Origin of the sequence: Aquimarina discodermiae (assembly GCF_040786235.1) — a bacterium.
GTDB lineage: Bacteria > Bacteroidota > Bacteroidia > Flavobacteriales > Flavobacteriaceae > Aquimarina.
In genome coordinates, this window is record NZ_JBFMKP010000044.1 from 25,264 (window position 1) to 39,058 (window position 13,795).

Here is a 13,795-nt window from a genome sequence, read left to right on the forward strand (position 1 = left end):
TATAAATTAATAATACCTATGCCCCAAATTCTAAAACAATATCTGTCGATAATGTTGATACTGGGTTCTTATTTGTCTTATGGACAATATGATCCTGGGGCTATCAATTATGGTCTGGTTGCAGGAAAAAACTTTGGTTTAGAAGATGAGGTAACTGCAGGAGCACGCATAGAATATGCCTACAATTGCTTTACAACATTTATAGGAGAGTATAATAGATCATTTACTATCGCAGACAGTGAAACCTATGAAGCTTATAATGAGTTAGCTTTTGGGGTGAATATTATTGCATTTAATTGGTATCCCACTACTATTACTGCAGGGATGGGGTATATTGGTAATGACTCTGGTATATTCGAAACGATCGATGATAAAGCCTTTTTGGCTTTTAGAACCGGTAATTTTAATCATGGAGCACAAATAAAAATAAGGGCATTACATCATATGAGCAAACCAATACATGTGTTTGCAGAGATAAATCTAAAAAGTTTAGGAAGAAGGTACGATACGTTTTTGGTGGGATTTAGCTACGACTTTAATGCTCGATAAATAAAAAAGGAAAAAAAAGTGGTGTTAGCAAACCAAATGAATACGATAACGATTTTTTGCAAATCGAAAACTTTAGTATCTTTCGGGGTGTAACACAAATCACACTATGAAAAAGATTCACCGGGATGATTTTAAGGTGTCCAATACCGTAAAGTTATCTACTATCTCTACCACTTTTGATCTCGAAGCTAGCGAAAAGAAAGTTGAAAAAGAACTGGAAGAAGTTCGTGAAAAACTAGGGAAACTTCAAGATACCTTATACGCACATGGTAAGTATGCTGTGTTGATATGCTTGCAAGGTATGGATACTGCAGGTAAAGATAGCCTGATCAGAGAGGTTTTTAAAGATTTTAATGTTCGCGGGGTTACAGTACATAGCTTTAAGGTGCCGACGTCATTAGAGCTTGGCCATGATTATCTTTGGAGACATTATATAGCGTTGCCACAACGTGGTAAATTTAGCGTGTTTAATAGAACACATTACGAAAATGTTTTGGTAACCCGGGTGCATCCCGAGTATATCATGGGAGAAAATCTTCCTCAAATAAAAACAGTAGATGATATTAACGATCAGTTTTGGGATCAACGTTTTGAGCAGATCAAAAACTTTGAAAAACACATTGCTCAAAACGGAACATTGATCTATAAGTTTTATTTGCATTTATCCAAAGATGAACAGAGAAACAGGTTGTTACGCAGGTTAGAAAAGAAAGAAAAAAACTGGAAATTCTCATCAGGTGACCTTAAAGAACGTAAACTTTGGGATCAGTATCAAGCGTGCTATCAGGATGCGATTAACAGAACTTCTTTGCCACACGCTCCCTGGTATGTTATTCCTGCAGATGAAAAACCGGTAGCCAGGTATATAGTAGCCAAAATTTTATACGATACCCTTAGTGAATATGACGATATACAAGAACCAGCGTTAGACGAAAAAACAAAAGCAAATCTGGATTTGTATATCGAACAATTAAAAAATGAATAAAACGAGTTTAAAACACATACTATGTTAAAGAATACGATATTAATCACGGTTGCATTACTAACCCTAAATGGTTTTGCACAAAGTACAACAAAAGAAGATTCGACCTTGATAAAGCTTATTTATGATACTTCTTTGTTGAACGGAAAAAGTTATGCGTGGTTAGATCATTTGTCGAATCAAATAGGTTCGAGACTTTCGGGTTCTCTAAATGCACAACATGCTGTAGAGTGGGGAGAAAAAGAATTAAAGCAATTAGGGATAGATAAAGTATGGTTACAACCTGTTATGGTGCCCAAGTGGACCAGAGGAGTTACCGAATTTGCATATATAGAAACAACACCTGGTAAAACAACTACGGTACCTATTTGTGCACTAGGAGGATCGGTACCTACTCCTATCGGTGGTATCAAAGCACCTATTATAGAGGTAAAAGGTATAGAGGATATAGAGAAGTTGGGCGAAGAAAAAATAAAAGGAAAAATCGTATTCTTTAACCGCCCTATGCAAGCCAATCTTATCGATGCGTTCGAGGCATATGGCGGATGTGTAGATCAACGATATAAAGGAGCTGCAGAAGCTTCAAAATATGGAGCAGTAGGTGTGATTGTACGGTCGATGAATTTTAGACAAGACGATTACCCGCATACAGGTGCTATGAGTTATGGAGACCTAAAAGATGCAGATAAAATCCCAGCTGCAGCCATTAGTACCAATGGGGCTAATTTGTTAAGCTCTATGCTGAAATTAAACTCAAATATAAAGTTTCATATCAATATGAACTGTAAAACCTGGAAAGATGTACAGTCCTATAATGTGATAGGAGAGATGACAGGTAGTGAGTTTCCCAAAGAATATATGGTAGTAGGAGGGCACCTGGATTCCTGGGATTTGGGAGATGGTTCTCATGATGATGGAGCAGGTATTGTACAGTCGATGGAAGTACTGCGATTGTTTAAAGAAATAGGGTATAAACCCAAACGATCTATTCGCGTAGTCTTATTTATGAATGAGGAAAATGGATTACGAGGAGGTAAAAAATATGCAAAAGAGGCCAAGAATAAAGGAGAAAATCATGTTTTTGCTTTAGAAAGTGATGCAGGAGGATTTACCCCAAGAGGATTTTCTTTTGATTGTGATGATGCCAACTTTGCACAAGTAGAGGGTTGGACTCAGGTTTTTAAGCCCTATCTTATTCATTATTTCAAAAGAGGAGGTAGTGGTGCCGATATTGGCCCGCTTAAAAAAGATGGGATTGTACTGGCCGGTTTGCGACCAGATTTGCAACGATATTTTGATCACCACCATGCCAAAAATGATACGTTCGATGCGGTTAATAGGCGTGAGCTAGAGCTGGGAGCAGCTACTATGACCAGCCTGATCTATCTTTTTGATAAATATGGCGTGAAGTAATAGATTGATAGCTTAATATAGTAAAATATAAGAGGTCGTCTAAAAAGTTATTTTTAGGCGATTTTCTTTTTCATCCATTATGGTTTTTGTTGATTTTTTTCAATTTTAGGATTAAAAGATGTGTTTTAAAAAGGCACACGCAATCCTATATTGCTAAACTGTACTTTTTAAGATTGTGTGCCATTGCAATTAGTCCTACTTCTACATTTACTTTATCGATACCTCTTAACTGAGCAGTACTATTACCATGAGAACTTATAGCTTCATTATAACCTCGCATTTTAAGTCCAAAAGGATAGTAATTTTTCTCTTCGATGATTTCTGATTGTGTTATAGCCCCGTTGTTATCAGCATCTGTATAGGAGAGTCGCACGTTTCCTAAATGATCTTTAAATTGGTATACATATTGGTACCCACCATTTTCTGGTGTTACATACCCTTCTGCTGTAGAAAAATATTCAAGGTTTCCTTCTTTATAAATATAACCATTAGCATACTCTGTGGTAGTTGCATTTCCACTCTCTGTAGCTACTTTCTTAAGTTTAGCTCCTGTAGCATCATATACATATTGTATTGTTCCATTGTTAGCACCACTTACAGTTACGGTTGTAGGTAAGTTTAAATGATTATAGGTAATCTGATCAATGCCTTTATTACGGTCTTTGACCATATTACCATTTTCATCATAAACAAAGTCATCACCATTTTTGTTACCATCCTTAAACCCAAAAGTATTAGTGGTATGATCGGTTACCTTTAAGAGTTTATTACTAACCTCATTATGACTATAGTTATACACCAGTTTGTCCATATCCCCAAAGGCGCTAGCAGCACCGTTAAGGTGTCCTTTTCTGTCTAATGATAGGATATTTCCTGCTTTGTCATAGGTCACATTGCTTAGGTTATACTTCCCATCGTTACTTATCGCTTCGGTAATCCGGTTAAGCGCATCATAGGTATAGTCATAACTTCTAGTCACGTTGTCATTAGCAGTTTGCCAAGTGGTTTTAGCGATATTTCCGTTGTATAATGGGTTTGCAGTGGTATTGTAATGAATCTTAAAGGCAAAGAGGTTACTGCAAAAAAATTGCGCCTGTACCCTTTTTTTGAGCCTATTCTACGGACAAAATCTATTTTTTAAGAACGTTCTAGCTGTCATCTATCCATCTGCAGGGCTAAAATAATGATTTGTGATCTAGCTACCTTACAGATTTCTGTATTTGTTGCTATTAAAGCCAGCCGCATCATCAAAGCTATGTTTACATAATTGGGCATTATGGGTACTCCCGAAGCTCGCCCCATAATACAACTATGTAAAATAGCCGCGCACCTATTGCTATGATTGAAGATTTGACTTCTAACAGGTTGTTTTTAAGGGTAATATTATAATACTATACATACATAATCGTGTCGTAGACTTGATTTGGTAAGCTCTGGTAGGTTTTTGAGTGGTTTTTGTGCGGAGAAAGAGGGGTTCGAACCCCCGGGCGTGACGTTCAATCGCCACTATGGCTACCACTTCTAAAGCGGAAGAGCCTCTGCTCCGCACCCCTTCGCTATTCCACTTTAGAAGTGTTTTTATTTTTAATAAGATGATAAACTATTAAAGATATTAAAAGAGATAATATTCCGTTTAAAAAATAATTAAAGGTAGGATTTCCCAAAATAATAGGTATAGTGGATAGCGCTTTTGTAAATACCCAAGCTATACTATATAGCATAATTCCAAAACTAATTAACATACTTATTGTCCCCCCTAAATCACCATCATATCCTATAAAAGCAGCAATAATCATAACAACCATAATAAATATAAACAACCATGAGGAACTTATAAAATGCCAAAAATAACTTCTCTTAATTATTTTTGATTCTTCTAATGGTATAGGTTTATTTTCAAATTTTGGAACCATAACCTCTTTAGCATCATTTTTAAACTCTATATGAGATATAAAGTTCCAAGCCTTATCTTTCCATGTTTCTCTATGAATTATATTTTTTCTGAGTTTTAAAAGTTGCTTTTTTTCTTTACCTGTAAGAGTAGGGTTAGTTAATGTTTTATTGATATTATTAACTTCTTCTATTTTGTTGTGAGCGTTATGGTAATAAGAAAAGCTTAGAGTATTGTCGATTAATACCAACACTGTTATACTAATTATTAAAAGAGTTAATTTATGAGATAGCTGTTTTTTTCTATCTGAGAAAAAGTTGAATAATGAGTTTAAAAAATCCATAGCTCGCCAAAGTTAATTTTGTACGAACTTAGTCCTTAATACCTAATTAGAGGATTATTCTCAAAAAAAATACAAACACTTTTTTAACATTTGGATTATGATTAAAGCTGAAGAGCGCAACGGCAGTTGTGGCTGACCTTCAGCTTTAATCATAATCATAGCCTAGTGGCGACTGAACGAAGCTGCGTTGCACGCAAGACAAAGGCGAAGCCGAAGCGTAGAGGAGTAGCCGACACACAAAAAGGAGTGTAACGGTTTTGTGTGCCAGACGATTTTTATGTGTTCCGCTTTATTAAAATAGATACTTCCACATAAATAATCGTCTAGGCTGCGACCAAGCGGCGGAGCCCATGAAGCAGCGGTTTTGCTTAATTAAACTCACGCCGTAGGCAACCTTATTGTTGTTAAGCAAAAAGAGAGCTGCGGGTGATAGAGGAACGTAAGCAAGGCTATTTGTTTGTAGTGGAGACTACCGACCGAAGGCGAGGGAGTTGTAACGGTATGGAACAAGTGCTTTTTTCAGCACTTGTGGAATAACAAAAAATAGCTTGTGGAGTGACGAAGGAACACCTTATAACAGCTTATGGGCAAAGCATACTTGATGCGCCCATAATAACTATCCGACTGTAGGGAGTCACTTGGCTATTTATACAACAAAAAATCCCGAACCTTTACGATTCGGGATATATTAAATCTCTAATTAATATTGTCGTGGTTCATTTCCTGCATAACGAACTCGTATAATCCTGATAGTGTCATCTAAAACACGGTATGCTACATTATAAGTTCGTATTTCATAAGAACGATAACTACCATCATTAGGTGTTTTGTTTTCGTCTAAAGTATAAATTTCAGGTTGAGTGCTTAAAACATCGGCACTGTCCATGATTTCATTAATAACTCTATCTGCTGATTTTAAAGATTTACTAACTTCAAAAATGTCGGTATGTATTTCTTCTAGTTCTAGCAAAGCAGGGGTTGACCATACTATTTCCTTCCCCATTGACTAGCTATTTTACGGACTTGTTCTTGAGTATAAAAATTACCTTTTTCGATTTCTTTCTCCGAAGCTTCAAGCTCTTTATTATATTGTTCTATACTTATACGGTGATCAGAACGTGATCGGTTTTTATTTCTGTATTTAAGCATACTTTTAAACGCTTCTATAAGCATAGGATCTTTAACATCATTCAATTGATTCTGTATCCATTTGATATCCGCCTTTACATCCATAACATTCATTTTAATATTCATAACAAAGATAGTTTATAATATACAATATTTTTTAGTTTTCAGTTTCGTGATCTATAGACTGTAGTATTTTAGAGATCCAGTACACACTATCTTTTATACTCCTATTGGTGGTACAATCATCATCTAATTGACTTAATAAGTTTAAGTTTTCTAATAAGGTATGTTGCATATAACGTAATTCTGCTACATCTGTAATCGTCATTTTAATATAGATTTCTTGTGGTTTCATCATGGTTTAGTTTATCGGATGGAAGTTATTGACCATATCATGCAGGCTGTCAAGGTCATCGGTCAAGTATTTTTCTGTAGAGATAATATGTTTATGTCCTGCCATATATTGTACTTTTCTAAGATTGTATTGCCCTAACCAATGTGTAATTACACTTGCCCTGATTTGTTTGGCACCAGCTACTTTATGGTTATACTTTTTTATCTTTTTGATAAGGATGCTAATCACAGTAAACTGCTGCCCATAAGGAAAGAGCCTTTCGTGATCTGTCAGGTTTTTAACCCGTTTTTCTAATGCAGGCCTGATAGTATTTAGGTATTCCATCATTTCTATAATCTGCCATGGTTTAAGGTCTAAGGTACGGGAGTTGCTGCGTCTTCGGCCAGGAACATAGATCTTCCCTTTTTCTAATTGTAGATGTTCTAGTTTTAGATTCCTAAAATCTTTGGTATCTAACCCTTGATAGACTAGTAAACCAATAATCATTTTATTACGTCTGGCAGTATACCTATAGTATGGTTCTGGATTTTTATCGGTCTCAAAGCTGTAATACAGGTCTTCGAGTTCTTCGGGTTCTAAGATGGTATAATAGGTACGTGTCCTTTCTCCTTTGATAACCGTATTTTCGATAGGATTGGTGGTACGATCTCCTTGGTGTACCAGATAGGTAAAATAGTTGCGTAAATGCCCTAGTTTATGATTAATGGTTTTTTTGGTATTACCTTTTCTTTTTAAGTGCTCGATATATTTAAGGCAAGCTTTATAATCAATAGCCATTGGGGTAGTTCCCCGTTTTTTACACCATTTTGTAAACGTGGTGCTTTCTGCTTCTTTGACACTAATGGTATTGGGTGCATATCCAATCTCTTGCAGGTATTGATTAAATGTTTTCATCGGTCATTATTTTTAACAGGTGGGTATATACTTGTGTGCTTACCAGGCTACTATGTCCTAAAAAGGTTTTAATACTTTCTATAGGCACACCTTGTTGTAAAAGATGCGTAGCGATAGAGTGTCGTAGGGTATGGGGAGAGATGTTTTTATCTATAATGGTTTTATCCCCTGTAGCGTGGGCTATTTTCTTAACCCTTTCTAATACCGTCATTCCACAGACACGTTTACCTTGTGTACTGATAAACAAAGCTTCGTTATCATGCAGGTTATAAAACTGTGGACGTGCATCGTAGATATATACTTCTAATACCCGCAAGCTATGCATGTTAAAAGGCACAAAACGTTCTTTATAGTTTTTACCTTTTCTAACATGTATACGCTGCTTATCAAAAAGGATATCACTTACATCTAATGCTACCATTTCATTTCTACGTAAACCACAACTGTATAAACAGCTAAGCATGGCTTTATCCCGCAACCGTATACGTTCCCAATGATGACTATAGCTTGTAGTTTTAAACAGTGCTTTGATTTCAGGTTGGGTTAAGATATTACTACGCTCTTCAGTATCATTGGTTTCATATCTTAGGTGTACCCGCAACGATGTATCTGCATTGTGTTGTATCAGGTAGTTTCTAAACTTACGTAAGGCATTTTGATGTTTATTAAGATAGGCGTTACTTAATCCCCCTCCTTTACGCTCATTAGCTCTGCGTTTTAGTTCCTCATAATAGTTTTTTACATCTTTTGGGGTGACTGTACTAATATGGTTATATCCTTGAGATTCTAACCAGTAGAAGAGCTCCCGTAACTTGATAGGCATGCCGTATACTGTCTTTTCTGCATAGCCCAGGATATCTAACCATTCTTTAAAATTGGATAATAAAGCCCTATAGCCAGGGTTTTCTAGCTTTAATTTTTGCATCGGTATGTGTTTTTTATGATTTTGTGGAACAGCTTGTTAACTAACTGTCTTTTATGTAGTTGTTTGTTCCGTTTCAGTAGTGGAACGCACCGGAACGGTGGAACGTGGCGAGCCGCCACTGGCAGTTATTTTATGTATGCATTCCTGTAATGCGGCACTAATAGTTTTTTCTAACTCTTTGTATTCGTTAGGATTGGTAATCTCGTAACGTATGATGGTCTCACCTTTCTTTTTACGTAGTTTCTTGATGTAATGGCTTTCTATAAGTTGTTGGTGATACCGCCATTGTGTGGTTTTCTTAACCTTTAACCGTCTACGGGTTTCTAAAGCGGTAAAGGTCGTTTGCTTATTTGTCTGTAAATATTTCTTTAGCTCTTCTAGGTAATTACGGCAAGCCCCTGTGATTTCATCACTTTTACGTAATAATACTTCTTTGATCAGCTCGTTAGCCGCCTGTATATCTTCGATAGTGGTTTCGATATATTCTTCACCTGTCTGCTGGTCGTACTTCTTTTCTCTTTGTAACTGGTGGTAAAAAGTAACGGCTTCTATAAATTGCAGGTAGTGAGTATTAGTCCTTCGGGGTTTAAATACGGATTGCGGGAGACTAAGCTTCATGGCATAAGGGTTACGAACGGCAATCGGTTGTAAGACCCGTTGTACATCCCGTAAAAAACGTGCAGATTCAAATTCTTGTTGCTTATTTCTTTGTCCCGCCGACTCGGCGCGCTGGTAGTGCATGATCTTTTTATCCTGTTCTTCTGATTCATCGATATACAATAAAAAGCTACGGTTACTATTATCTTCGTACACGCTTTCCTGAGTTGTACAACCTGCTACAGATACAGGGCCTTCTACCGTTAGATGTATCGTTTTGGTAGTGCCTTTACGATCTTTATGTACTACGGTTTTGGTAATCCTACGTTTAGATTGTAACTCACGTAATGGATACAATACACTTTCTGCACCGTCCAGATCTTCTATAAGGATGAGTTTGTTTCTAAGCTCTGTACGGTTAAAGTAATAGAAGGCATTGGCAGAGAGTACGGTAATCTCGATCTTATCTTCATCGGGTATTAGTTCTGCTACTTTGCTCTGTAAATGGGTTTTACCAACTCCCGAACTCCCTAAACTGATACAATGTAAAGGATTGTTTGTCTTTCTACTAGTAAAGATCAGGTACATTAGTAATCTGTTGATTTCTTCTCCTATAACTCCCGATTGACCTATTAACTCATTAGTTTTACTTAACAAGTCTTTGGACTTTAAAAATGCTTCTGCGGCTCGTAGTTCTTTACTGGATAAGGTTTTGACTTGTATTTGCCCTTCTTCTTGTTCTTTTTGTAATTCATTGATACGGTATTGTTCTAAGGCACTGATTAACTCTTGCAGGGTGGTACGGATAATCGATGTACCCATCTCGATACGTTCTGCAACTTTACGAACCAGTTTTTCTACCATATTATCATTATACAGGTCGATACTATGCCTTAGCATATGGTGCTGCTTAGGATTTTTGATACTTAAGGTAACCCGTAAACGCTCTAAGTTGGTAAACTTAATCCCGCCTAGAATATGTATTTCTAGGTGTCTGTTGATGTAACTGTAGTTATGTGGATTATCCGTTTTTAATATGCCCATAATAAAAAGTTTAAAAAAAGTATTATTCTCACATTTGTCTCAAAAGTAACAATTACGAGACTACTAGACAAGACACTTCATAGATTTTATTAAATTATCTTGCTTATATTTGTCTTATATTCACTTTTTAGAGGTGTTTTTAATTAGTATTTCTCGATTATGACTATATCAGAGCGCATACGATTATATAGACAACAAAAGAATTTGTCACAGGCAGAACTGGCAGAACGTTCTGGGGTAAATAATAAAAGCTTATCCCGTTATGAACTGGGAAGTAGTATTCCTCCTGCAGATGCATTAAAAGCTATTGCCGATGCACTTGGGGTTTCTACAGACTCTTTATTAAGTGATGATAATATAACGATCAAGGATACACAGCTTCTTAAGCGTTTTGAAGTAATACAGGATATGACAGGGGATAATAAAGCAATTATCATTAAGTTTTTGGATCTTGCTATTAGAGACTTTAAAACACAACAAGCGTATTCTTCTTAAAATAAACAACGATGAACTTACAATATATTTCAGATAGTAATGGTGTTCCTACCGGGGTGTTTATCCCCATGAAGGATTGGAACAAACTCAAAGAGAAGTACAATGATATCGAGATAGCGTTAAATGATATCCCAGAGTGGCACAAGGCCGAACTGGATAAGCGTTTGGCAGATCATCGTAACAATCCTGATCAGGTATTGGATTTTAATGAGGCTATGGACGATATTGACAAAGAGTTATAAATGTATCAACCTGTTATACTGCCCCTTGCCAAAGAAGATATCAGAAGTACTGCCAAGTGGTACAACAAACAGCAAAAAGGATTGGGCAACCGTTTTACCAAAGAAGTACGTAAAAAAGTAGCCCATATCTGTAAAAACCCCGAAAACATTGTTACCCGGTATCGCGATGTTAAAACTGCTATTGTAGATGTCTTCCCATATATGATCCATTTTATAGTAGATGAAGACAATAAAACCATCATCATCTCTGCTGTATTTGCAATGGCACAAAGCCCACAGCATTGGGACACTAGAGAAGAATAACCCAATAAAAAAACCAGCTACACCACAGTGCAACTGGCTCTTTACTTTTATGTATTTACTCATACCCGCCAAGCTGTAACGGCACTCGTCAGAGACCAAGCGCTAGCCTTACTCATTCGAGGACGAGCGGGGGCTTATCTTTTATTGCTTACTCATACCGCTACGAAGTTGTAAACTTCACAGAGCAGATTAGCTAGATTGATCTTCTATCGATGTTAATAGCCAACAGTTGTCTTCTTTTTTAAACTTAAATTCGATATAGATACCATTATCAATGCCTAACTTTTTATACACTGCGGTTTCATTTTTTTTAATTAACTCAACCTTATATTTGTCATTATCTCTATTCTCAGCATCTTTATCTTTACTAAAATCCATAAACGAATAGTCATTAATACTAAGGTTTTTTATTGAAGAATTTTCGCTATCATAAATATCTACTGCTACCATTTTCAAAGGAAATTGTATTCTATTTTTTTGAAAAGCACTATCATTAGAAAATTTGGTGAAAAAAGATTCAAAATTTAATCCACAATCTTTAGGAGCTTCATTTTTTTCCACCCTTGGATTTGGTAAATTTTCAATTGACTTTTTTTCGACAATTGTTTCAGTTGATATATCTGAGGATCTTTTATCTTCCTTGTTATTATTACATCCTATAAAGACGGTTAATGTTAAAATTAATATCGCTATTATAATTATGTTCTTCATTATTTAAAATATTTGGTTAATCTAAAATAGGTTGATCTGGAATTATTACAGGGTTAGGGGGGGGTGGTGGTGGTGGAATAGTTCCTCCTCCAGGTACAATAGGGGTTATTGGTGCTGGTACTATTCCTCCCGATGGCAAAGGATCTATTGGTGTTACAGATGGCCTTGGATTTTGAGTTGACGCTGATGTAGACGTATTTGTACTTGTTTCCTGACCTATCGGTCCATCCAAAAGGAAAATAGAGAAATTAGCTCCTGCTATAGGATCATAATAAGAAGATTCCCAAGGGCCATATCCAAGCCAAGCTTGTGGATCTACAATATTAGCCGTTTCATTAGCTTTACCTCCTGTAGGATTATACCAATCATAACTCCCAGAACCATTTTGTCTCTTCATTGCATAATGTAAATGAACAGCATACCCTCTTTCTCGTCCTCTACCAGAGCCTCCTATTGCTCCTACTTGTTGCCCTTCTTCAACATAACTACCTAATAATACATCAATACGGCTCATATGAAAATACTGTGTCTGAAAAGTTCCGTCTGGAGACTGGATTAAAACATTTCTACCCGCTCCACTTAGAGATGTTTTTATTGAAACCACTCTTCCTGTATGAGTAGCAAGTACTGGCGCTCCAAAATCAGTAGCTCCTCCTCCTGAAAAGTTAATATCTAAACCTCTATGAAAAGAACTACAACCTGTACAATTTCTTGGACCATACCAAGAATCAACTCTGCGTGTCCAGTCATAAAAAAATTCATGAACAGGCCAGGGCATCATACCATTTGAATCTATAAAAAAGACAGGGTTGTCAAAAGCATAATTATATGGAGAATCCATTTCCATAATATCAGCCAGAGGATCTATATTCATCCAACGACCTATAGATGCATCATAATTCCTTGCTCCAAAGTCTAAAAACTCTAACCCTAATTCGTTTTGTTGCTCTTTTCCTCCATAACCAATTAGTTGAGCTGTACTATTTCCATGAGAGCTTACGATTTCGTTGTAACCTCTATGAGTCAACCCAAAAGGGTAATAATTCGATTCTTCGATAATTTCAGATTGCTCTACAGTCCCGCTATTATCAGCATCTGTGTATGACAGTCTAACATTCCCTAAATGATCTTTAAACTGGTATATATACTTGTATCCACCATTTTCTGGGGTTACATATCCTTCAGACGTAGAAAAATACTCAAGATTTCCATTCTTATAAATATACCCACCCGCATATTCTGTGGTGGTTGCGTTTCCACCCTCAGTAGCTATCTTTTTAAGTTTAGCCCCTGTAGCATCATATACATAGTTTATCGTTCCATTGTTAGTACCGCTTACGGTTACTGTGGTGGGCAGATTTAAATGGTTATAGGTAATCTGATCAATCCCTTTGTTACGGTCTTTGACCATATTACCATTGGCATCATACTCAAAATCATCGTTGGTATTTGTCCCGTCTTTAAACCCATAGGTTTTGTTTCCGATATCTGCAACTTTTAGTAGTTTGTTCCCAGTATCATAGGTATAGGACAGGATATCCATATTTCCAAACGAGCTAGCAGCATCGTTAAGGTGTCCTTGTCTATCTAATGACAGGATATTTCCTGCTTTATCATAAGTAATTCCCGATACATTGTACTTATCGTCATTACTAGTAGCACTTAAAATCCGGTTAAGGGCATCATAGTTGTATTTGTACCAACGGTTGGTATAATCATTAGCGGTTTGCCAAAGTGTTTCACTTATATTACCGTTATACAAGGCTTGTGCTCCTTTTTGTGGGGTGTTATAGCTAATAGCAAAGGCAAAGAGGTTACTGCAAAAAAATTGCGCCTGTACCCTTTTTTTGAGCCTATTCTACGGACAAAATCTATTTTTTAAGAACGTTCTAGCTGTCATCTATCCATCTGCAGGGCTAAAAT

16 protein-coding genes are annotated in these 13,795 nt (G+C 36.5%); 6 read left to right on the forward strand and 10 right to left on the reverse strand.

The annotated features are described in order from the left end of the window. Positions 1 to 18: 18 nt before the first annotated feature. The 3 genes from ABW636_RS20975 to ABW636_RS20985 all read left to right on the forward strand — a co-directional run bounded on the left by ABW636_RS20975 (position 19) and on the right by ABW636_RS20985 (position 2,944). Positions 19 to 549, forward strand: coding sequence for a hypothetical protein (locus ABW636_RS20975; RefSeq protein ID WP_367592056.1), 531 nt, complete (start codon positions 19 to 21; stop codon positions 547 to 549). Positions 550 to 655: 106 nt separating this feature from the next. Continuing rightward, entirely contained in the window at positions 656 to 1,534 is an 879-nt protein-coding gene (locus ABW636_RS20980) for a PPK2 family polyphosphate kinase (protein ID WP_367592057.1), read from the forward strand. Between the two features lie 21 nt (positions 1,535 to 1,555). Next, a complete protein-coding gene (locus tag ABW636_RS20985) occupies positions 1,556 to 2,944 on the forward strand; it encodes a M20/M25/M40 family metallo-hydrolase (protein WP_367592058.1) in 1,389 nt (462 codons plus the stop codon). 145 nt (positions 2,945 to 3,089) lie between these two features. Here ABW636_RS20985 and ABW636_RS20990 read toward each other — a convergent pair whose 3' ends face one another. From ABW636_RS20990 to ABW636_RS21025, 8 genes are all read right to left on the reverse strand, one after another. Then, on the reverse strand, positions 3,090 to 3,923 hold the full coding sequence (locus tag ABW636_RS20990) for a hypothetical protein (protein WP_367592059.1): 834 nt from the start codon (positions 3,921 to 3,923) through the stop codon (positions 3,090 to 3,092). Between the two features lie 577 nt (positions 3,924 to 4,500). Continuing rightward, positions 4,501 to 5,178 carry a hypothetical protein gene (locus ABW636_RS20995; RefSeq protein WP_367592060.1) on the reverse strand — a complete coding sequence of 226 codons (678 nt, stop codon included), beginning with the start codon at positions 5,176 to 5,178 and terminating at the stop codon, positions 4,501 to 4,503. 700 nt (positions 5,179 to 5,878) lie between these two features. Then, on the reverse strand, positions 5,879 to 6,181 hold the full coding sequence (locus ABW636_RS21000; protein WP_367590145.1) for a type II toxin-antitoxin system RelE/ParE family toxin: 303 nt from the start codon (positions 6,179 to 6,181) through the stop codon (positions 5,879 to 5,881). After that, positions 6,166 to 6,411: a hypothetical protein gene (locus tag ABW636_RS21005; RefSeq protein ID WP_367592061.1), complete on the reverse strand. Its 246-nt coding sequence runs from the start codon at positions 6,409 to 6,411 to the stop codon at positions 6,166 to 6,168. The genes ABW636_RS21000 and ABW636_RS21005 overlap by 16 nt, the downstream gene beginning before the upstream one ends. A 52-nt stretch (positions 6,412 to 6,463) precedes the next feature. Further along, complete coding sequence (locus ABW636_RS21010; RefSeq protein ID WP_367592062.1) at positions 6,464 to 6,664, reverse strand: hypothetical protein; 201 nt, start codon at positions 6,662 to 6,664, stop codon at positions 6,464 to 6,466. Between the two features lie 3 nt (positions 6,665 to 6,667). After that, positions 6,668 to 7,555 (reverse strand): tyrosine-type recombinase/integrase, encoded by an 888-nt coding sequence (locus ABW636_RS21015; RefSeq protein ID WP_367592063.1) that lies wholly within the window; start codon positions 7,553 to 7,555, stop codon positions 6,668 to 6,670. Next, positions 7,542 to 8,480 carry a tyrosine-type recombinase/integrase gene (locus tag ABW636_RS21020; protein ID WP_367592064.1) on the reverse strand — a complete coding sequence of 313 codons (939 nt, stop codon included), beginning with the start codon at positions 8,478 to 8,480 and terminating at the stop codon, positions 7,542 to 7,544. The genes ABW636_RS21015 and ABW636_RS21020 overlap by 14 nt, the downstream gene beginning before the upstream one ends. Before the next feature lie 51 nt (positions 8,481 to 8,531). After that, positions 8,532 to 10,121: an MTBMA_p00010-related P-loop-containing protein gene (locus ABW636_RS21025; RefSeq protein WP_367592065.1), complete on the reverse strand. Its 1,590-nt coding sequence runs from the start codon at positions 10,119 to 10,121 to the stop codon at positions 8,532 to 8,534. A gap of 159 nt (positions 10,122 to 10,280) precedes the next feature. Here ABW636_RS21025 and ABW636_RS21030 point away from each other — a divergent pair, with 159 nt between their 5' ends. The 3 genes from ABW636_RS21030 to ABW636_RS21040 are packed head-to-tail and all read left to right on the forward strand — an operon-like array spanning position 10,281 to position 11,161. Continuing rightward, entirely contained in the window at positions 10,281 to 10,616 is a 336-nt protein-coding gene (locus tag ABW636_RS21030) for a helix-turn-helix domain-containing protein (protein ID WP_367592066.1), read from the forward strand. Between the two features lie 11 nt (positions 10,617 to 10,627). Beyond that, a complete protein-coding gene (locus ABW636_RS21035) occupies positions 10,628 to 10,858 on the forward strand; it encodes an addiction module protein (RefSeq protein ID WP_367592067.1) in 231 nt (76 codons plus the stop codon). Then, positions 10,859 to 11,161 carry a type II toxin-antitoxin system RelE/ParE family toxin gene (locus ABW636_RS21040; protein ID WP_367592068.1) on the forward strand — a complete coding sequence of 101 codons (303 nt, stop codon included), beginning with the start codon at positions 10,859 to 10,861 and terminating at the stop codon, positions 11,159 to 11,161. Between the two features lie 189 nt (positions 11,162 to 11,350). Here the strand turns inward: ABW636_RS21040 and ABW636_RS21045 are convergent, their stop codons facing one another. Together ABW636_RS21045 and ABW636_RS21050 are read right to left on the reverse strand one after the other, a co-directional pair. Next, complete coding sequence (locus tag ABW636_RS21045; protein ID WP_367592069.1) at positions 11,351 to 11,872, reverse strand: DUF4348 domain-containing protein; 522 nt, start codon at positions 11,870 to 11,872, stop codon at positions 11,351 to 11,353. Between the two features lie 16 nt (positions 11,873 to 11,888). Next, positions 11,889 to 13,634, reverse strand: coding sequence for a peptidoglycan DD-metalloendopeptidase family protein (locus ABW636_RS21050; RefSeq protein WP_367592070.1), 1,746 nt, complete (start codon positions 13,632 to 13,634; stop codon positions 11,889 to 11,891). Between the last annotated feature and the right edge of the window lie 161 nt (positions 13,635 to 13,795).